General features: G+C 60.2%; 18 protein-coding genes, 2 tRNA genes and 1 pseudogene. 14 read left to right on the forward strand and 7 right to left on the reverse strand.

The features are described 5' to 3' along the window. The 5 genes and pseudogenes from nuoN (at window position 1) to C7477_RS16980 (ending at window position 5273) form a co-directional block, all read left to right on the forward strand. Window positions 1-1437 (forward strand): NADH-quinone oxidoreductase subunit NuoN, encoded by a 1437-nt coding sequence (gene nuoN / locus C7477_RS16960; protein ID WP_110754321.1) that lies wholly within the window; start codon window positions 1-3, stop codon window positions 1435-1437. Window positions 1438-1760: 323 nt separating this feature from the next. Continuing rightward, window positions 1761-2546, forward strand: a complete 786-nt coding sequence (locus C7477_RS16965; protein WP_110754323.1) for a biotin--[acetyl-CoA-carboxylase] ligase — start codon at window positions 1761-1763, stop codon at window positions 2544-2546. Window positions 2547-2649: 103 nt separating this feature from the next. Beyond that, a complete protein-coding gene (locus C7477_RS16970) occupies window positions 2650-4323 on the forward strand; it encodes a ribonuclease J (protein ID WP_110754325.1) in 1674 nt (557 codons plus the stop codon). Window positions 4324-4509: 186 nt separating this feature from the next. Beyond that, window positions 4510-4911, forward strand: a pseudogene (gene mce, locus C7477_RS16975) (methylmalonyl-CoA epimerase); the annotation flags it as partial. Window positions 4912-5003: 92 nt separating this feature from the next. Continuing rightward, window positions 5004-5273: a DUF1467 family protein gene (locus tag C7477_RS16980; protein ID WP_110754330.1), complete on the forward strand. Its 270-nt coding sequence runs from the start codon at window positions 5004-5006 to the stop codon at window positions 5271-5273. A 25-nt stretch (window positions 5274-5298) separates the two neighbouring features. Here C7477_RS16980 and C7477_RS16985 read toward each other — a convergent pair whose 3' ends face one another. Genes C7477_RS16985 through C7477_RS16995 form a run of 3 tightly spaced genes read right to left on the reverse strand, consistent with a single transcriptional unit; the run spans window position 5299 to window position 6935 of the window. Continuing rightward, complete coding sequence (locus C7477_RS16985; RefSeq protein ID WP_110754332.1) at window positions 5299-6006, reverse strand: GIN domain-containing protein; 708 nt, start codon at window positions 6004-6006, stop codon at window positions 5299-5301. 33 nt (window positions 6007-6039) lie between these two features. Continuing rightward, window positions 6040-6612, reverse strand: a complete 573-nt coding sequence (locus tag C7477_RS16990) for a DUF1700 domain-containing protein (RefSeq protein ID WP_110754334.1) — start codon at window positions 6610-6612, stop codon at window positions 6040-6042. Continuing rightward, the gene (locus C7477_RS16995; RefSeq protein WP_110754336.1) at window positions 6609-6935 is read right to left on the reverse strand and encodes a PadR family transcriptional regulator; all 327 of its coding nucleotides are present in this window, start codon (window positions 6933-6935) and stop codon (window positions 6609-6611) included. Before C7477_RS16995 ends, C7477_RS16990 begins: the two co-directional genes overlap by 4 nt. Before the next feature lie 153 nt (window positions 6936-7088). Here C7477_RS16995 and C7477_RS17000 point away from each other — a divergent pair, with 153 nt between their 5' ends. Beyond that, window positions 7089-7988, forward strand: a complete 900-nt coding sequence (locus C7477_RS17000; protein ID WP_342633288.1) for an alpha/beta hydrolase family protein — start codon at window positions 7089-7091, stop codon at window positions 7986-7988. Window positions 7989-8503: 515 nt separating this feature from the next. On the opposite strand, the gene C7477_RS18830 is transcribed toward C7477_RS17000, so the two are convergent. Beyond that, window positions 8504-8692 (reverse strand): hypothetical protein, encoded by a 189-nt coding sequence (locus C7477_RS18830; protein WP_146226116.1) that lies wholly within the window; start codon window positions 8690-8692, stop codon window positions 8504-8506. Between the two features lie 48 nt (window positions 8693-8740). On the opposite strand from C7477_RS18830, the gene proS reads away from it, so the two are divergent. The 3 genes from proS to C7477_RS17015 are packed head-to-tail and all read left to right on the forward strand — an operon-like array spanning window position 8741 to window position 12053. Then, window positions 8741-10069 (forward strand): proline--tRNA ligase, encoded by a 1329-nt coding sequence (proS, locus tag C7477_RS17005; RefSeq protein ID WP_110754340.1) that lies wholly within the window; start codon window positions 8741-8743, stop codon window positions 10067-10069. After that, entirely contained in the window at window positions 10069-11358 is a 1290-nt protein-coding gene (locus tag C7477_RS17010; RefSeq protein WP_110754342.1) for a lipoprotein-releasing ABC transporter permease subunit, read from the forward strand. The genes proS and C7477_RS17010 overlap by 1 nt, the downstream gene beginning before the upstream one ends. Next, window positions 11358-12053, forward strand: a complete 696-nt coding sequence (locus tag C7477_RS17015) for an ABC transporter ATP-binding protein (RefSeq protein ID WP_110754344.1) — start codon at window positions 11358-11360, stop codon at window positions 12051-12053. The genes C7477_RS17010 and C7477_RS17015 overlap by 1 nt, the downstream gene beginning before the upstream one ends. 82 nt (window positions 12054-12135) lie before the next feature. Here the strand turns inward: C7477_RS17015 and C7477_RS17020 are convergent, their stop codons facing one another. Both C7477_RS17020 and C7477_RS17025 read right to left on the reverse strand, forming a co-directional pair. Then, on the reverse strand, window positions 12136-12744 hold the full coding sequence (locus C7477_RS17020) for a PilZ domain-containing protein (protein ID WP_110754346.1): 609 nt from the start codon (window positions 12742-12744) through the stop codon (window positions 12136-12138). A gap of 93 nt (window positions 12745-12837) precedes the next feature. Next, complete coding sequence (locus C7477_RS17025; protein ID WP_110754348.1) at window positions 12838-13455, reverse strand: PAS domain-containing protein; 618 nt, start codon at window positions 13453-13455, stop codon at window positions 12838-12840. 367 nt (window positions 13456-13822) lie between these two features. On the opposite strand from C7477_RS17025, the gene C7477_RS17030 reads away from it, so the two are divergent. Both C7477_RS17030 and C7477_RS17035 read left to right on the forward strand, forming a co-directional pair. Beyond that, a complete protein-coding gene (locus tag C7477_RS17030; protein WP_110754350.1) occupies window positions 13823-14545 on the forward strand; it encodes a rhomboid family intramembrane serine protease in 723 nt (240 codons plus the stop codon). Window positions 14546-14670: 125 nt separating this feature from the next. After that, window positions 14671-15102 carry a CBS domain-containing protein gene (locus tag C7477_RS17035; protein WP_110754352.1) on the forward strand — a complete coding sequence of 144 codons (432 nt, stop codon included), beginning with the start codon at window positions 14671-14673 and terminating at the stop codon, window positions 15100-15102. Between the two features lie 163 nt (window positions 15103-15265). Here the strand turns inward: C7477_RS17035 and rlmB are convergent, their stop codons facing one another. Then, window positions 15266-16120: a 23S rRNA (guanosine(2251)-2'-O)-methyltransferase RlmB gene (rlmB, locus tag C7477_RS17040; protein WP_110754354.1), complete on the reverse strand. Its 855-nt coding sequence runs from the start codon at window positions 16118-16120 to the stop codon at window positions 15266-15268. Window positions 16121-16333: 213 nt separating this feature from the next. Between rlmB and C7477_RS17045 the strand changes: the two genes are divergently transcribed. From C7477_RS17045 to C7477_RS17055, 3 genes are all read left to right on the forward strand, one after another. Further along, window positions 16334-16418: transfer RNA gene (locus C7477_RS17045), tRNA-Tyr, on the forward strand. A gap of 25 nt (window positions 16419-16443) precedes the next feature. Beyond that, a tRNA-Gly gene (locus C7477_RS17050) sits at window positions 16444-16517 on the forward strand. A 124-nt stretch (window positions 16518-16641) separates the two neighbouring features. After that, on the forward strand, window positions 16642-17291 hold a 650-nt coding region (locus C7477_RS17055; protein WP_146226117.1), incomplete at its 3' end, for a GTP-binding protein.

Genomic DNA, 17291 nt, shown 5'->3' on the forward strand with positions numbered 1-17291 from the left:
ATGCAGACCGATCTGATTGCTCAACTGACGCTGATGGCCCCGGAGCTGCTCCTGGGGCTGGGCGCGCTGGCGCTATTGATGGTTGGCGTCTTCGCCGGCGAGCGGGCAAGCGCGCTAGTGAGCGGCCTCGCCGTGCTGGTGATGCTTGCGGCGCTGGCACTCGTGGTCTTCTGCCCCGCCGATGGCAAGGCATTCGGCGATGCCATCATCAACGACGGCTTCGGCCGCTTCATGAAGGTGCTGACGCTGATCGGCTCCATCGTCACGCTCATCATGTCCATGGGCTTCGCCAAGGAAGAGAAGTTCGACCGCTTCGAATTCCCGGTGCTGGTCGTTCTCGCCACGCTCGGCATGCTGCTGATGGTCTCGGCCAACAACATGCTGACGCTCTATCTCGGCCTCGAATTGCAGTCGCTTGCGCTCTATGTGCTGGCCGCCTTCAATCGCGACAGCGTCAAATCGACGGAAGCGGGCCTGAAATATTTCGTCCTGGGCGCGCTGTCATCAGGCATGCTGCTCTACGGCATTTCGCTGATCTACGGCTTCACCGGCCATATCGGCTTTGGTGAGATCACGGCGGCGCTCAAAGGCGGCGAGCCGCAACTAGGCCTGATTTTCGGCCTCGTCTTCCTTCTCGCCGGCCTCGCCTTCAAGATTTCCGCCGTGCCGTTCCATATGTGGACGCCGGATGTCTATGAAGGCGCGCCGACGCCGGTGACGGCCTTCCTCGCCGCCGCCCCCAAAATGGCGGCCATGGCGCTTGTCGTGCGCGTGACGATGGGTGCGTTCGGCTCCGTCACGCATGACTGGCAGCAGGTCATCATCTTCATTTCCATCGCCTCCATGCTGCTCGGCGCGTTTGCAGCCATCGGTCAGCACAACATCAAGCGCCTGATGGCCTATTCCTCCATCAGCCATATGGGCTATGCGCTTGTCGGCCTCGCCGCCGGCACGGCGGTGGGCGTGCGCGGCGTCGCGATCTATATGCTCATCTATCTCGTCATGACGCTCGGCACCTTCGCCTTCATCCTCGCCATGCGCGGCAAGAACGGCAATCTCGAGCGGATCGACGATCTCGCCGGCCTGTCGCGCACCAATCCAGTCATGGCGACGATCATGACCATCTTCCTCTTCTCGCTCGCCGGCATCCCGCCGCTCGCGGGCTTCTGGGCGAAGTGGTATGTCTTCCTCGCCGCCGTTCAGGCCGGGCTCTACCCGCTCGCCGTCATCGGCGTCGTCGCTTCGGTCATCGGCGCATTCTATTATCTGCGCCTGATCAAGCTCATGTGGTTCGATGAGCCAGCGGGCGGTTTCGTGCCGGTGACGGGTTCGTTGCGCCTCGTGCTGGGCGCTTCGGGCGCGTTCGTGCTGTTTTATGTGTTGATCGGCGGCCCGATCGCGACAATGGCCGAAGCTGCGGCGAAGTCGTTTTTCTAAACGGATATGGTGGCTCCAATCACCCCCCTCTGTCCTGCCGGACATCTCCCCCGCCTCCTGTCGTCATCCTCGGGCTTGACCCGAGGATCCACGGTAAGGGGGCACGGACGTAGCCGTATCGCCAACGCATTCCAGAAAGAAAATACAGTACTCACTCTTCGATCGATAAGCGGAACTGTAGCCTACGATCCCGTTGCTGCTGATAGCAGCGCTTTCGCCCCTTTGCCGTGGATCCTCGGGTCAAGCCCGAGGATGACGGAGGGAGAGGAGGGGGAGATGTCCGGCAAGGCAGAGGGGGGTGTCACCCCACCAGCGGCCCCACTATGACCTTCTCCCTCTCCCCACTCGCCTCCCTGAACGGCTACCGCCTCGAATCCTTCGAAACCGTCGGCTCCACCAATGCCGTCGCGCTCGAGCGGGCGCAAGCGGGCGATCCGGGAAAACTCTGGATCGTCTCGAAGCGCCAAGAGAGCGGGCGAGGACGTCGCGGTCGCGCATGGGCGACGCCATCAGGCAATCTCGCCGCCACGCTGCTTCTCGTCGAGCGCTATGAACCCGCGACGGCGGCAACCCTTGGCTTCGTGGCGGGACTATCGCTCGCCGATGCGCTCGATGCCGTACTCGTCGGTACGCCCCGCATCGGTCTCAAATGGCCAAACGATGTGTTGGTCAACGGCGCGAAACTTTCCGGCATCCTGCTGGAATCGACGCTGCTCTCTCAAGGCCGTTTCGCCGTTGCCATCGGCATCGGTGTAAACGTCGTGTCCCATCCTGAAGACACCCCATATCCCGCCATCTCGCTTCAGACGCTGGGCAGCATCTGCGATGCCGAAACCCTGTTTCTCGCGCTCTCCGATAGCTGGCGTGAAAACATGGCGCTCTGGAATGAGGGCAGGGGACTTGGCGCAATCCGTTTTCGCTGGCTCGATCGCGCCGCGGGATTGGGGCAGGAAGTCGCCGTGCGGGTAGAAGATCGCGTTATCAGTGGTATATTCGAAACCATCGACGAGGATTGCCGCTTCGTTATCCGCGAACCCGACGGTACGCGGGTTTCTATCGCCGCCGGTGACGTGCATTTCGGTGCCGTGGCTTCCGCCAGCGCGGTATAAGGTTAGGTTTCCCTGCAAGTAGGGGTAGCGCTGGGCGCCAAGCGGGTGCTAAGCGTCTGGTAATAAACGATTTCGAATAAGAATTATCCCGTGAGGAAACTGAATGCCGCAACCCAAACCCGCTCAATTCGTCTTTCTGCCGCTCGGCGGCGTCGGCGAAATCGGCATGAATCTCGCGCTATATGGCTACGGTCCGGAGAATAACCGCGAATGGATCGTGGTGGATATGGGCGTGAGCTTCGCCGGACCGGAACTGCCGGGCGCCGATCTCATATTGCCCGATATCCGGTTTCTGGAAGCGGAGCGCCGCAATCTTCGCGGCATCATCATAACGCACGCCCACGAAGACCATTACGGCGCATTGCTCGATCTGTGGCCGCGTTTGAAGGTTCCGGTCTATGCCTCGCCATTCACCGCCGGGCTCCTGGAAGCCAAGCGCCACGCGGAGCATAACGCGCCGGAAATCCCGGTTACGCTCTATCGGGTCGGCGAGACTTTCTCCGTCGGTCCGTTTCAGATCGAGGCGATCCCGGTCACCCATTCGATCCCCGAGCCCGCATCGCTGGCAATCACCACACCGCTCGGCACTGTGATCCACACCGGCGACTGGAAGGCCGATCCGGAGCCCTCGCTTGGACCGCTCCTTGATGAGGATCGCTTCCGCGCGCTTGGCGACGAGGGCGTTCTGGCGCTCGTCTGCGATTCCACCAACGCCATGCGGGAAGGGGACTCACCTTCCGAGCGACAGGTGGGCGAATCCCTACGCGAACTCATCGAAAATGCCCGTGGCCGCGTCGCCATCACGTCTTTTGCTTCCAATGTCGGGCGCATTCGTTCCATCGCCGAGGCCGCGCGCGATGCGGGCCGGCAGGTGCTGGTTCTGGGCCGTTCAATGAAGCGCGCCATCGAGGTTGCCTCCGAACTGGGCTATATGGATGGCCTCCCGCCATTTCTGTCGGAAGAGGATTACGGCTATATCCCGCGCGAAAACGTGGTGCTGATCCTGACCGGCAGCCAGGGTGAATCACGCGCCGCGCTCGCCAAGCTCGCCCGCGACGAGATGCGCAGCGTTGCGCTTTCGGCGGGCGATACGGTGATTTATTCCTCCCGCGCCATTCCCGGCAATGAAAAGGCTATCAACGAGACGAAGAACCTGCTGATCGAGCAGGGCATCAAAATCATCACGGATGGCGATGCCCTCGTGCACGTGTCCGGCCATCCGCGCCGCAACGAGTTGAAGCGCATGTACGCCTGGGTGCGGCCGCGCATACTGGTGCCTGTCCACGGCGAGGCCGCCCATCTGGTGGCGCATGGATCGCTCGGCGCCATGGAAGGTATCCCCGAGGTGGCACAGGTCCGCAACGGCCATGTGCTGCGTCTTGCGCCCGGCCCGGCGGAAATCATTGGCGAAGCGCCCTTTGGCCGCGTGTTCAAGGATGGCAAGCTGATCGGCGATGAGGAAGAGGTTGGCATTGCCGAACGCCGCAAGCTTTCCTTCGCTGGCCATGTCGGCGTGTCCGTTCTCATCGATGGCAATTATAATATCATCGGCGATCCAGATCTGGTGCTGTTGGGCTTGCCCGAAGAGGACGCGACCGGCGACCTGCTGGAGGATATCCTGTTCGATGCGATCGTGAGCGCGATTGAAAGCATCCCGCGCGCGCGACGCAAGGATCTGGAAATGCTACGCGAGGCGACACGCCGCGCAGTCCGCGCCGCCGCAAATGAGGCATGGGGCAAGAAGCCGATTGTGACGGTGTTTTTGACGAAGGTGTAGGGCGATGGAAGCACGAGGAACCCCCCTCTGGCTTGCCAGCCATCTCCCCCTCAAGGGGGGAGATTACGCCTTCATGGGGCTGCGCTACCAATTACCAGCGTTGCAAGGTGAATGCGGAAGGTCATGTCAGCCAATCTCCCCCCTTGAGGGGGAGATGCCCGGCAGGGCAGAGGGGGGTGCCTCGTAATGCTCCGTCGCCTCAACCACATCGCCATCGCGGTGCCGAACCTGACAGCGGCAGCCACTCTCTACCGCACCGCATTCGCCATGGAGCCCACCCCACCACAAGCGCTGCCAGACCATGGCGTAACCGTCTCCTTCATCGACATCGGCAACACCATGATCGAGCTCATGGAACCCTTGGGCAACGACTCCCCGATCCGCGCCTTCCTGGATAAAAACCCGGCTGGCGGCATCCATCATCTCTGCTATGAAGTAGACGACATCATCGCCGCGCGGGATCATCTGAGGAACGAGGGCGCCCGCATCCTGGGCGACGGCGAGCCGAAGATCGGCGCGCATGGCAGGCCGGTGCTGTTCCTGCATCCCAAGGACTTCAACGGCACGCTGATTGAACTGGAGCAAGTCCAGGAAAAGTGTGAAGCGGTTTTCCCGGGAAAAACAGGAACTGTTTTCCCAGCGAACTTGCGCAAAAATTAAATTCTGGAGCAGGTATAATCATGGGTATCGGTTCGGCGTTGGCGATCTATTTCATCATCTGGTGGGTCACGCTCTTCGCGCTTCTTCCGGTTGGCTTGCGCACCCAGGCGGAGGAGGGCGAGATCACGCTCGGCACCACCGCCAGCGCCCCCGCCCGCCCGCGCATGGGGCTTGCGTTTCTGCGCACCACGATCGTTTCGACGGTTATTTTCGGGGGCTTCTATTATCTGACGCAGATCGCCGGCTTCGGGTTGGACGATATCCCGCACTTCTTCCCGGATTTGAAATAAAGACCGCTCGCCGCACCGCTATCACTTACGGCTCCTGCACGATGCGACCACTGCCTCTGATCTCCGAACGCCGTAGGATCGGGCGACCAAACAGCTCAACATTGCCGCTCCCGGAAATCGAGACATCCGCATCTGTTTGCGCGGTTATCTGCGCGCCGCCGCTGCCGCGGATAACGATCTGCGCGGATTTCGCAGTCAGTTGCTTGAGCCGCGCCGCGCCCGCACCAGCAATGTCCACATCGACCCTATCGGCGGTTCCGGCGGCGGTGACACTGCCGCTCCCCCGGATGCTCAGGCGCAACTGAGGCTGAACGATCTGCGATAAGGTAAGGTCGCCGCTGCCGAGCAGTTCCCAATCTGTTATCGCTGGTCCCGACACGCTGATATCGAGCTTCGGCGCCGACCAGTCGGGGTCGCAATCCAGGCTCAGTTTGTGGCCTTCCATTCGCACATGATCGAGAAGCGTAGGATCCCCGGTCACGACAGCCTCCGCCTTGCCGCCCGGCTGGTAGCGGACCGAAGCGGGGAGGCCGATTATCAGGCTGTCACTGGCCGCCAGGGGAAGAGTGACCTCTTGTCTGGTGGATGCGCTGGATCCACATGCGGACGGCATTGCCCCCCACAGATGCCTCGCATCGCCCCAATCCCGCCCGGAAAGGCTGATGCCAAGTGTTAGAAAAGCGACTGCGCCGATCAGTCCCGTCGTCGCGACGAATGCCAATTTTCCTGCCATGGTCCGATTCCTTCTGCGTGGTTTCATGCAGACTTAGACGCTCTCGCCGTCAAGCTTGGCCAAGCGGAAATGCAGTCTTGCGTAATGGCCGAGAATGCGCACGCCCGCGCCCAGTCCGATCAGCAGCAACGCGCCGCCGCCCAGCAGAGCGCTCACAAGGCCAGCGCCGATAAACAAGCGCGCGAATACGCCCGTCATCGGTTCGCCAAGGTGAAACAGCAACGTGGTGAAGATGACCTTGAGACCGACCGCGCCGATCGTCACCAGTGCGATTGCAATGCCGAGCGCAACGAAAAACGTTGCTATCAGCAACGGCAGCAGGAAGAGGATATCGACAATCGCAAGACCGGCGAGAGCCGTTGCGGCTGCCAGAAGATTTGAGACACTCCAGTGCGCTTCGAAGCGGCGCAGGCCCGCATCGGCCCGCAGTTCCCTTGCAATCCTGGCCGGGTCGCCCAATGCGGCGGCGACCTCCTCCTCGCTGCGGCCGGAGATATTGGACTCGGCAAAATGAGCGGCATAATCGGCGACGATATCTTCGACGTCCTGAGGCGGCAGGCCTGCAAGTCCCGATTTCAGCGTGCGCAAGAAGGCATCCCTGGTCATGGCAGATCCTCAAGAAGTTTGTCGACAGCATCCGCAAACGAGCGCCAGTCGCGGCGATGCGCATCGAAGACCGCCTGGCCCAAAGGCGTCAGGCGGTAATATTTGCGCGGAGGCCCGCTGCTCGACTCGATGATCCGCGTGGCCACCAGGCCGTCATTTTGCATCCGGCGCATCAGCGGATAGATCGTGCCTTCGCCCATGCCGACCGCGGCGACCAATGTGCTGGCGATTTCATAGCCATAGCTCTCGCCCCGTGAAAGCACGGCCAGAACGCAAAGATCGAGCGCGCCTTTCCGTAATTGAACCTGGATCGAGTCGGCCATGAACACCTCAGCTTTACAGTCAATATATAACAAGCTATCTGTTTATGCAAGATAGCGTTTACTGGAGCAATTTCGATGATACGTCTCGCTCTTGCGCTTGCGGCGGCTCTTTGCCTCATCGCGCCATCGGCCCATGCTGCGGGTTTGAAATTCATGCAAATCCCTGCCGAGGAGAATGGCCCGGCAATCGATGCGGCAATGTGGTCGTCTTGTTCGTCAGCGCCGGGAGAGATGAAGATCGGAGCGTGGATGCTTCCGGGAGTGCCGAATTGCCCGATCGAAGGCGAGAAACTGCCGCTGGTCGTCATCTCGCATGGTTATGGCGGCTGGTATCTGGGGCATCATGATACAGCCGAAGCGCTCGCCGATGCGGGCTTCATTGTCGTCGCCATCAATCATCCGCACGCAAATCACGCGGATATGAGCCGTGCCAATGGCTTGGGAGTGCTGGTCCGGCGCCCCGTCGATATAAAGCGAACCGTTGATTTTATGCTGGGTGCCTCGCCGGATGCGGCGAAAATCGATCCGCAACGGGTCGGCTTTTACGGATTTTCCCAAGGTGGCTATACGGGTCTTGTGCTTGCCGGAGGGAAGCCCGATTTTACAAAGCTGCCGCCGCGCTGTGCAGGCCCGAAAGCAACCGGCTGCCCTCCATCCAGCCAACCTCTGCCTCCAAGGCCGAAATTGCAACCGCAGTTACTGATGCGTGCCCCTCGCATCAAGGCCATGGTGGTGGCTGATCCGTTGAGCAGCGTCTTCCAGACCGCCGAGAGCGTGAAGGAGGTCACAATTCCACTTCAGTTATGGGTGTCCGAACTCGGAGGCGGCCGGGGAGCGTCGCCGGAAAACGTCAGCATGCTTGCTCGCCTATTACCAAACAAGCCGGACTTTCGGATCGCTCCCAATGCCGTGCATTTGTCGTTCCTGGCGCCATGTCCAGAAGCAATGCTATCTTCGGAGGCCTGCACCGACGCTCCCGGCTTTGACCGGACGGCGTTTCATAAAGAGTTCAATGGTGCGGTAGTCGAATTTTTCCGCCAGCATCTGAAATGAGTGGACGGCTCTGCGCCATTAGGACTGCTGAAGCGTTGCGGATTGCCCCTCATCCTTACCCTCTCCCCGTGAATTACGGGGAGAGGGGGACATGAACGTCTTCGCCTTTTCCTTCTGCCCGGTGCAGGGAAAAAAGGAAGGGGCGCAAACGCTGACGCCCCCTCGCCCCGCGTGCGGGGAGAGGGTAAGGGTGAGGGGCATTCCACGCGATAGGCTATTAGGCGCAACGCGCCTTTACCCTCATCCTGAGGTGCTCGCGAAGCGAGCCTCGAAGGGCGAGGGTAAAGGGGATCGCCTTGCACCGTTTCCATCAAAAAGTGATAAGCTCCAGACGGAGCAATGAAGTCTTATAGCGACGGCCAAATGGCGTGCAGATGAGGAAGAACTCCAAAAAAAAAGCAAGGCTTGCGCCTTGCAATTCAATACGCGTCCGATCTCATTCCGTATAGTCGGCGGCTGCGGATAATCGCGCCGAGATCGCATCCTCCCAAGACTTTGACCGCGTAGGAAAGCAATTATATAACTGCTCTCTCTTTATGCATAAAAAAATAGCTGAATGCACACGGATTGTCACGCAAATTCTTCATCGCTTCGTATTGTGATGAATCATCATGCGAAACGTAAGCAGCTTTTGCCGAATGCTTGATTTCTCCCGGGTTCCCAACCGCATGAGAAGCCGTTATGCACCCTTTGGCTTTGCTCATGCTTTCGCCTGATTCTGCAGGCATCTCGATCTTATGTTTGGTGGTCCCATGCGTCTTTCGCGTTATTTCTTGCCCATTCTGAAGGAAAATCCCAAGGAGGCGGAGATCGTCTCGCACAGGCTGATGCTGCGCGCCGGCATGATTCGCCAGCAATCCGCCGGCATCTATTCCTGGCTGCCGATGGGCTTGAAGGTGCTGAACAAGGTCTGCGATATCGTCCGCGAGGAGCAGAACAGGGCAGGGGCGAACGAAATTCTCATGCCGACCATCCAGTCGGCGGATCTCTGGCGCGAGAGCGGCCGCTACGATGCCTATGGCAAGGAGATGCTGCGCATCAAGGATCGCCAGGAACGCGACATGCTGTTCGGTCCGACCAATGAGGAAATGGTCACGGATATCTTCCGGTCCTATGTGCGCTCCTACAAGGATCTGCCGCTCAATCTCTATCATATCCAGTGGAAGTTCCGCGACGAGGTGCGCCCGCGCTTCGGCGTCATGCGCTCGCGTGAGTTCCTGATGAAGGACGCCTATTCGTTCGATCTCGATTTCGAGAGCGCGAAGATGGCATATTATCGCATGTTCGTGGCTTACTTGCGCACCTTCGCGCGGGTTGGCCTGCAGGCGATCCCGATGCGCGCCGATACCGGCCCCATCGGCGGCGATCTCAGCCACGAGTTCATCATCCTTGCCGATACGGGCGAGAGCCAGGTCTATTGCGACCGCGCCTATCTCGACTTTGCCGTACCCGGCGCGGATACCGACTTCCACGACGACCAGCAGCTGACCGATATCGTCAACCGCTGGACGACGCCCTATGCCGCCACCGACGAAATGCACGATGAGGCGGCCTGGGCAAGCGTCAAGCCGGAGAACCAGCTTTCCGCGCGCGGCATCGAAGTCGGCCATATCTTCCATTTCGGCACGAAATATTCCGAGCCCATGGGCGCGAAGGTGCAAGGGCCGGATGGCAAGGAGCATCTGGTGTCGATGGGCTCCTACGGCATCGGCCCGTCGCGCCTCGTCGCCGCGACCATCGAGGCTTTCCACGATGAAAACGGCATCGTCTGGCCGAAATCCATCGCCCCGTTCGGTGTCGGCATCGTCAACATGAAGGCAGGCGACGCGGCTTGCGACGCCGTGGCGGAAAAGCTCTATGAAGCTTTCACCAATGCCGGCCTCGATCCGCTGCTTGATGACACCGATGACCGTCCCGGTTCCAAATTCGCCACCATGGATCTGATCGGTCTACCGTTCCAGGTCATCGTCGGCCCGCGCGGCGTGGCCGCCGGCGAGGTCGAGATAAAAGACCGGGCGACCGGCGCGCGCGAAACGCTTTCCATAGAGGCCGCGATTAACAAGCTGGTGGCGGGCGCATAATGAGCGAGACGGCGACAGCCGAGGCAAGGCGGCCCTCCGGCCCCTTTTCCGCTTTCGAGCGGATGATTGCGTGGCGCTATTTGCGCTCGCGCCGCCGGGATTCGTTCATTTCCGTCATCGCCGGCTTCTCGTTTACCGGCATCATGCTGGGCGTGGCGACGCTGATCATCGTCATGGCGGTCATGAACGGTTTTCGCGCCGAACTGTTGACCCGCATCCTGGGCATCAACGGTCACATCGTCATGCAGCCGATGGACCGGCCGTTCGATGATTATGCCGATCTGATCAAGCGCATCGATGCCATTCCGGGCATCACCTATGCCATTCCGGTGGTGGAGGGGCAGGCGCTCGTCCAGGGCAATGTCGGCACCCCCACCGGCGCGCTCGTGCGTGGGCTTCGCGGCGAGGATCTCGCCAAGTTGAAGATGATTTCCGACAATATCAAGCAGGGCACGCTGCAAGGCTTCGACGATAGCGGCGGCATCGCCATCGGCACCGGCATGGCGCAGTTGCTCGGTCTTTCCATTGGCGACAGCTTGACCATCATATCGCCCGATGGCGATGTCACCCCCTTCGGCGTCACCCCGCGCGTCAAGGCCTACAAGGTCGTTGCGATCTTCGCGATCGGCATGTCGGATTTCGACAAATCGGTCGTCATCATGCCGCTCAGCCAGGCCCAGCTCTTCTTCAACCAGGAGAACAAGGTTCAGTCGATCGAGGTTTACGTCGATAACCCCGATAATGTCGACGCGCTGAAGAAGCCGATTGAGGAGGTCGCCGGACGCCAACTGCTGCTCACCGATTGGCGCCAGCGAAACCAGGCCTTCTTTTCCGCCCTCAGTGTCGAGCGCAATGTGATGTTCATGATCCTGACGCTGATCGTGCTCGTCGCGGCATTGAACATCATTTCCGGCCTCATCATGCTGGTCAAGGATAAGGGCAGCGATATCGCCATCCTGCGGACCATGGGCGCGACCAGCGGCTCCATCCTGCGCATCTTCCTGATGACGGGCGCCGCGATCGGAACCGCCGGCACGGTGGCGGGCGTCGTGCTGGGCATTCTGGTCTGCCTCAACGTGGAGCGCATCCGCGAGTTCTTCTCCTGGATTACGGGCACCGTGATCTTCAATCCGGAATTCTATTTCCTGAGCCAGCTCCCGGCCAAGATGGATGCCGGCGAGACGATCTCGGTCATCGCGATGGCGCTGGGCTTGTCTTTCCTGGCGACGCTGTTTCCGGCGTGGCGCGCAGCCAAGCTCGATCCGGTCGAAGCCTTGAGGTACGAGTAATGGCAGCCAAATCGGTCTCCCAACCCATTTTGAAACTGACCGGCGTCGGCCGCGCCTATCATGAGGCGGACCGTGAGCTGGTCATCCTGAAGGATGCGGATTTCACGCTGGCGCGCGGTGAGATGGTGGCGCTGGTTGCGCCTTCCGGCGCGGGCAAATCGACGCTTTTGCACACGGCGGGTCTGCTGGAACATCCCGATAGCGGCGATGTGATGCTGAATGGCCGCGCCTGCAGCGGCCTTTCCGACGATGAGCGCACCGCCATTCGGCGCAACGATGTCGGCTTCGTCTACCAGTTCCATCATCTCCTGCCGGAATTCACGGCGCTTGAAAATGTGATGATCCCGCAGATGGTACGCGGATTGTCGAAAGCCGCCGCCGCCGAACGGGCGCAACAACTACTCGATTATATGAAGATCGGCGCGCGCGCCTCGCATCGCCCGGCGGAACTTTCCGGCGGCGAACAGCAGCGCGTGGCCATCGCCCGCGCCGTTGCCAATGCGCCGCTGGTGCTGCTCGCCGACGAGCCGACCGGCAATCTCGATCCGAAGACGGCGAATTATGTCTTCGATGCGCTGGAAGCATTGGTGCGGCAATCAGGCCTTTCCGCCATGATTGCCACCCACAACCACGACCTCGCCGCCCGCATGGATCGCCGGGTGACGCTGAAAAACGGGAAAGTTGTGAATGTGTGAATGAGACGGTGAGCAGTGAGACAGTGAGCAGTCAGCTAGAGTATACCTGCTCACTGCTCACTGCTCACTGCTCACTATCTCACTACTCACTAAACATCCGCTCCAGCGTCGAGCCCTGCTGCACATGCGCGAACTCGATCGCGATGCCGTCTTCGAAATGACGCACGACCGTTCCGCGCATCGTGCCAAGCGTGACGGGCGTGCGCAGTGCCGGACGCACGTCGATTTCAATGGCCGCGCCGGAAAGCGACAAATCGATGAGGCGGCAGCGATATTGCCGCCCATCGCTTAAGCTCAGAATATTGTTTGGATTGCGCGGCGCGACGCGCTCATGGCGGCGATCTTCCGGCAGATCCAGCTCATGTTTGTTGGCAAGCCAGGTCAACTGGGCGGCAAGCTTGTCCTTCTTGCGCTCCGAAGTCGTGAGCGACATGAAAAACCCATCCGCCGCCTGTTTCACAACGGTGCCCTCGATGCGTCCGACGTGATCGACATAGGCGATGATCCGTTCGCCGATCCGCCCTGCACCCTCGCCACACAATAACGCGCTGCCGGGCGACATCTCGATGATGGTGCAGGGATACTCGGAACGGTCCTCGAGCATGTATCTGCCCTGGAGGTTCACGTTTACCGAATGAAAATTGCCGAGCGGAGCATCGTTTCCGACTTGGTGGTCCGCGAAATCAAGCATTTTTTCCTGCGCATATCTCTTATGACTTGTTCGCAGGAGCATAAACGGCACCCGTTAACATCAGGTAACGTTAATATCCGATAACGAAAGCTGTTACCCCTTGCCACCCTTGAGAACGGTGAGATGGCGGATTTGCCGGGACGGAGCCGGGCTGGCAAAGCGCGGCGGCGCCGGGAAATATGCCGAAGCGCCCGCGCAAGCGGCTGCCTTGAGCGTAACCTGCAGTTCGGCGCGTCTTGGATCGATCATGCGGATCGCGCGTACACTGTTCTCGATGATTCTATCCGCCCCCAGCCAATAGGCATGCTCAAGCGCGATCATAGAGCCGATCAGCTTGCCGTTCGCCAGCGGCAGGAGCAGCATTTCGAAGCTGGCGCTGCGCCCTGAAAGGCTTTTTGCCTCGATGTCGATCACCGCGGCGCGTTTGCTGCCGGCTACCATTTGCAGAATATGCTCGACCCCGTCACGATCTTCCTCCGCCCAGAGCGAAAGGAAGCTCGAGTTTTTCAGTTCGCCGCCGTGATTGGCGCACAGGCGCGTGCCAGCCAGCCGGAAGCGCGCCGGTTCCGTCTCCGGTTGTTCCAGGATGAAAATGTCGGGCAACTGCCTGGCTATCGCGCCGGGCTCGATCTCGCTGCGCTCTGGGGCAGGGCGCTTCCCGCGAATGCGGTTCCAGTATGCGAGAAGCGCTGCGGTGCCATCATGCTTCATTCGGAGAGTCTCATTTCCACATCGTCCGCCTGGCGGGTGACTTGCCAAACAAGGTGTGGGAACCGTGCCATCCGGGGGCCTCCAGCGCTACCTTAACCCTTTGTTCATCCACCGCCCCGCCCGGTTAAGGTTAATAAATGGTTTCGATTGCGCGGAGACGTGATATATGGCTAGTATGGAAATCGAAAGAAGCCTTTGTCATTGCAGCACTTTCTCCAAATTTACAGAGCTCGGGTGGGGACTCGACCAGGCCGTTCAGGTTTTCCTGAACGGCCTTTTTTTTACCATGCCCGTTCATAATTACCTTTAGAATCAAATCTGCCCCGTCCGATGAGCGGGAGAATCATCCGATGAGCGGGAGAATCACTTGAGACAAGCACGGACATCCGAACCGGTTTTCAACATTCCGGGCATCATCCTTTTCGCCATCGGCCTCTGCGTGGTGGCATATCTGGCGCAGAATTATGTGCTGGATGAACCGCAAAACCTATGGGTGCTGGTCAATCTTGCCTTCTGGCCGGTGCGCTTTTCACAAGGTGGCGGATTTGCCGATCCGGCGGCCTGGGTGTCGGCGGTCACCTATTCGTTCCTGCATGGCGGCTTTGCCCACATCGCGGTCAACATGGTGTGGCTCGCCGCTTTCGGCTCGCCGCTTGCCGGACGCATCGGCACGGTGCGGATGGCGATATTCTGGGTCGTGACCTCTATTGCCTCGGCCTTCGCTTTTTATGCCGTTCACCCGGGCGACGCGGCGCCGCTGGTGGGCGCTTCCGGCGTCATTTCCGGCATGATGGGCGCTGCCGCCCGCTACGGCTTCCGCCGCGTGCCGGATGCATCGCACCGCAACCGCTCCGAATTCGCCGGCCCGCTTTTATCCATCGGCGCGTCCCTGACCTCGCGAACCGTCCTGACCTTCCTCGCCGTCTGGTTCATTACCAATCTACTGGCTGGGCTGGTTTCACTGACGCCGTCAATCGAAGCAGCGAATATTGCCTGGGAAGCGCATATTGGCGGCTTTATCGTGGGGTTCTTCGGCATCAGTCTTCTCGACAGGCCAAGCCCGCTCGATGCCCTCTCAAGGCCATACTGAAAATATTCGCGCAACTTGCTTTACCGCACGCTTCCGCGCACCATATTATTCTGTTGGGATAATGGTTGGGCCGGAAGAGGAGGAATATTCCGGCATAACCGGCAAATAATAAGGCGGAGGAAAACATGACCGTTAGATCGATCCTTGAAAACAAGGGGCGTAATGTCGTCAGCGTGTTGCCCGATGCAACGCTTATCGAGGCCGTTGCGGTGCTGGCATTGCATCGCATTGGCGCGCTCGTCGTCTGTGATGGCGACAAGGCTATCCAAGGCATCCTGTCGGAACGCGATATCGTCCGCGCTGTTGCCGGGGAGGGAGCCCATGCGCTTGATCGCAGGGTGTCGGAATTCATGACCAGCAAGGTGCAGGTCTGCCATGAGTCTCATACCATCAACGAAGTGATGGAGATCATGACAACCAACCGCTTCCGTCACCTGCCCGTCGAGCGCGACGGCCGTCTCGATGGCATCGTCTCCATTGGCGACGTGGTCAAAAAACGCATCGAGGAGGCGGAACGCGAGGCGGCGGAGATCAAGGCGTATATTGCGACGGCGTAAGGCTCGCGCCCTCCTTCCCCCTTGCGGGGAAGGTGCCCGCGTTAGCGGGCGGATGGGGGTGGTTACGTTTGCGCTTTTGCTGGAGACAGAGGCGTAAGCGTCACCACCCCCATCCGTCTGCTCCGCAGACACCTTCCCCGCAAGGGGGAAGGAGGGCGCGAGCTTACTGCCCTAAATACCGCCGCACCGCATAAAGTGAAATCGCCGCCGCATTCGAGACGTTGAGCGATTTGATGGCGCCAGGCATGTCGAGGCGCGCGAGCGTTGTCACCGTCTCGCGCGTCTTCTGCCGCAGTCCCTTGCCCTCGGCGCCAAGCACGAGAGCGATACGCTCGCCGGAAAGCGCTGATTCCATCTCCGTTGGGCCTTCTGAATCAAGGCCGATGGTGGTGAAGCCCAGCGCATGGAGTTCCTCCAGTGCGTCGGCGAGATTGCGCACTTCGATATGGGGAATCATTTCCAGCGCGCCGGACGCCGCCTTCGCCAGCACGCCTGATTCTTGCGGGCTGTGGCGCGCCGTGGTGATCAGCGCGCCCGCGCCGAAGGCGATGGCGGAGCGCATGATCGCGCCGACATTGTGCGGGTCCGTCACCTGGTCGAGCACCAGAACGAGCGGGCTGTCCTTGAATTCCGCCAGCCGTTTGGCGCGAAGCGGCTCCGCCTCGATCATAACGCCCTGATGGACCGCGTCCGAACCGGTTTCGCGGTCGATCAGTTTCGGCTCGACAATTTCGACCGGGAAGGGCAGCGCCTGCGGCTCCGCGATTTCCAGCCTTGCGAGTGCGTTTTTCGTCACCAGCATGCGCCTGATGCGGCGTTCGGGATTATCGAGCGCCGCCCGAACCGTGTGCAGCCCATAGAGCCGGATTAATCCTTCAGGCGCCGCGCTCCCTTCGATTGCCGGTCTGGCCGAACGCGGCCTCGGTCCCGCGGCGCCCGCATGGGTATCGCGATGCTGGCGGCGAAGGCGCGCGTAATGGGAATCTTTTGGTGATTTGGGGGACTGATTGTCGTTCATGGGATTGGCTTATAAGGGGAATAAGAGGAGAGGGGAATATGTTTCAAAAACATGCTGCCTTATTGCCCTGCTGCCTTATTGCCTAAATTTACGATACCCCTGTTGACAGCGCGGGGGCTTCTCTGCATAACGCGCCCCACGGACGAGCTGCCTGCTCAAACAGGTGGAGCGCCCGTAAAAATGCCTAGTCGCTCAGCTCCGCTGGCAGTGACAGGAGGAGTGCCCGAGTGGTTAAAGGGGACGGACTGTAAATCCGTTGGCTTAGCCTACGTTGGTTCGAATCCAACCTCCTCCACCACTGCCGGAGTTTTGGAGTCGCGCGCGCGGGTATAGCTCAATGGTAGAGCAGCAGCCTTCCAAGCTGAATACGAGGGTTCGATTCCCTCTACCCGCTCCAGTTTCACAAAGAGCGGTATGGCGTTGAGGAAGTAAGGCAGGCAGGTAACTGACTGTCTGCACGATATTTAAGTGGGCCGGTCATAATCGGCCGAGCGCAACCGGTTCTAGAAGACGAGAGAACGATGGCGAAAAGTAAGTTTGAACGTAACAAGCCGCATGTGAACATCGGCACGATCGGGCACGTCGACCACGGCAAGACGTCTCTGACGGCTGCGATCACCAAGTATTTCGGCGAGTACAAGGCGTATGACCAGATCGACGCCGCGCCGGAAGAAAAGGCGCGCGGCATCACCATCTCGACGGCGCACGTCGAATATGAGACGCCGGCCCGTCACTATGCCCACGTCGATTGCCCCGGCCACGCCGATTATGTGAAGAACATGATCACCGGCGCCGCGCAGATGGACGGCGCGATCCTGGTGGTTTCGGCTGCCGACGGCCCGATGCCGCAGACCCGCGAGCACATCCTGCTCGCCCGTCAGGTCGGCGTTCCCGCGATCGTGGTGTTCCTGAACAAGGTCGACCAGGTCGACGATCCGGAACTTCTCGAACTGGTCGAGCTGGAAGTGCGCGAGCTTCTCTCGAAGTACGATTTCCCGGGCGACGACATTCCGATCGTCAAGGGCTCGGCTCTGGCCGCTCTGGAAGACTCCAACCAGGAAATCGGCGAGAACGCAGTGCGCGCGCTGATGGCCGAAGTGGACAAGTACATCCCGACGCCTGAGCGTCCGATCGACCAGCCGTTCCTGATGCCGATCGAAGACGTGTTCTC

It is taken from the genome of Paramesorhizobium leguminum, assembly GCF_003217235.1.
GTDB classification, from domain to species: domain Bacteria; phylum Pseudomonadota; class Alphaproteobacteria; order Rhizobiales; family Rhizobiaceae; genus Paramesorhizobium; species Paramesorhizobium leguminum.

Excerpts from the sequence above, each read along its gene's own strand:
- C7477_RS17000 (WP_342633288.1), top strand. The coding sequence starts at position 7,089 with ATGCAAATCCCTGCCGAGGAGAATGGCCCGGCAATCGATGCGGCAATG.
- nuoN (WP_110754321.1), top strand. The coding sequence starts at position 1 with ATGCAGACCGATCTGATTGCTCAACTGACGCTGATGGCCCCGGAGCTG.
- C7477_RS17035 (WP_110754352.1), top strand. The coding sequence starts at position 14,671 with ATGACCGTTAGATCGATCCTTGAAAACAAGGGGCGTAATGTCGTCAGC.
- C7477_RS17020 (WP_110754346.1), bottom strand. The coding sequence starts at position 12,744 with ATGCTTGATTTCGCGGACCACCAAGTCGGAAACGATGCTCCGCTCGGC.
- C7477_RS17025 (WP_110754348.1), bottom strand. The coding sequence starts at position 13,455 with ATGAAGCATGATGGCACCGCAGCGCTTCTCGCATACTGGAACCGCATT.
- C7477_RS16970 (WP_110754325.1), top strand. The coding sequence starts at position 2,650 with ATGCCGCAACCCAAACCCGCTCAATTCGTCTTTCTGCCGCTCGGCGGC.
- rlmB (WP_110754354.1), bottom strand. The coding sequence starts at position 16,120 with ATGAACGACAATCAGTCCCCCAAATCACCAAAAGATTCCCATTACGCG.
- C7477_RS17010 (WP_110754342.1), top strand. The coding sequence starts at position 10,069 with ATGAGCGAGACGGCGACAGCCGAGGCAAGGCGGCCCTCCGGCCCCTTT.
- C7477_RS16990 (WP_110754334.1), bottom strand. The coding sequence starts at position 6,612 with ATGACCAGGGATGCCTTCTTGCGCACGCTGAAATCGGGACTTGCAGGC.
- C7477_RS16995 (WP_110754336.1), bottom strand. The coding sequence starts at position 6,935 with ATGGCCGACTCGATCCAGGTTCAATTACGGAAAGGCGCGCTCGATCTT.
- C7477_RS16985 (WP_110754332.1), bottom strand. The coding sequence starts at position 6,006 with ATGGCAGGAAAATTGGCATTCGTCGCGACGACGGGACTGATCGGCGCA.
- C7477_RS17015 (WP_110754344.1), top strand. The coding sequence starts at position 11,358 with ATGGCAGCCAAATCGGTCTCCCAACCCATTTTGAAACTGACCGGCGTC.
- proS (WP_110754340.1), top strand. The coding sequence starts at position 8,741 with ATGCGTCTTTCGCGTTATTTCTTGCCCATTCTGAAGGAAAATCCCAAG.
- C7477_RS16965 (WP_110754323.1), top strand. The coding sequence starts at position 1,761 with ATGACCTTCTCCCTCTCCCCACTCGCCTCCCTGAACGGCTACCGCCTC.
- C7477_RS18830 (WP_146226116.1), bottom strand. The coding sequence starts at position 8,692 with ATGAGCAAAGCCAAAGGGTGCATAACGGCTTCTCATGCGGTTGGGAAC.
- C7477_RS16980 (WP_110754330.1), top strand. The coding sequence starts at position 5,004 with ATGGGTATCGGTTCGGCGTTGGCGATCTATTTCATCATCTGGTGGGTC.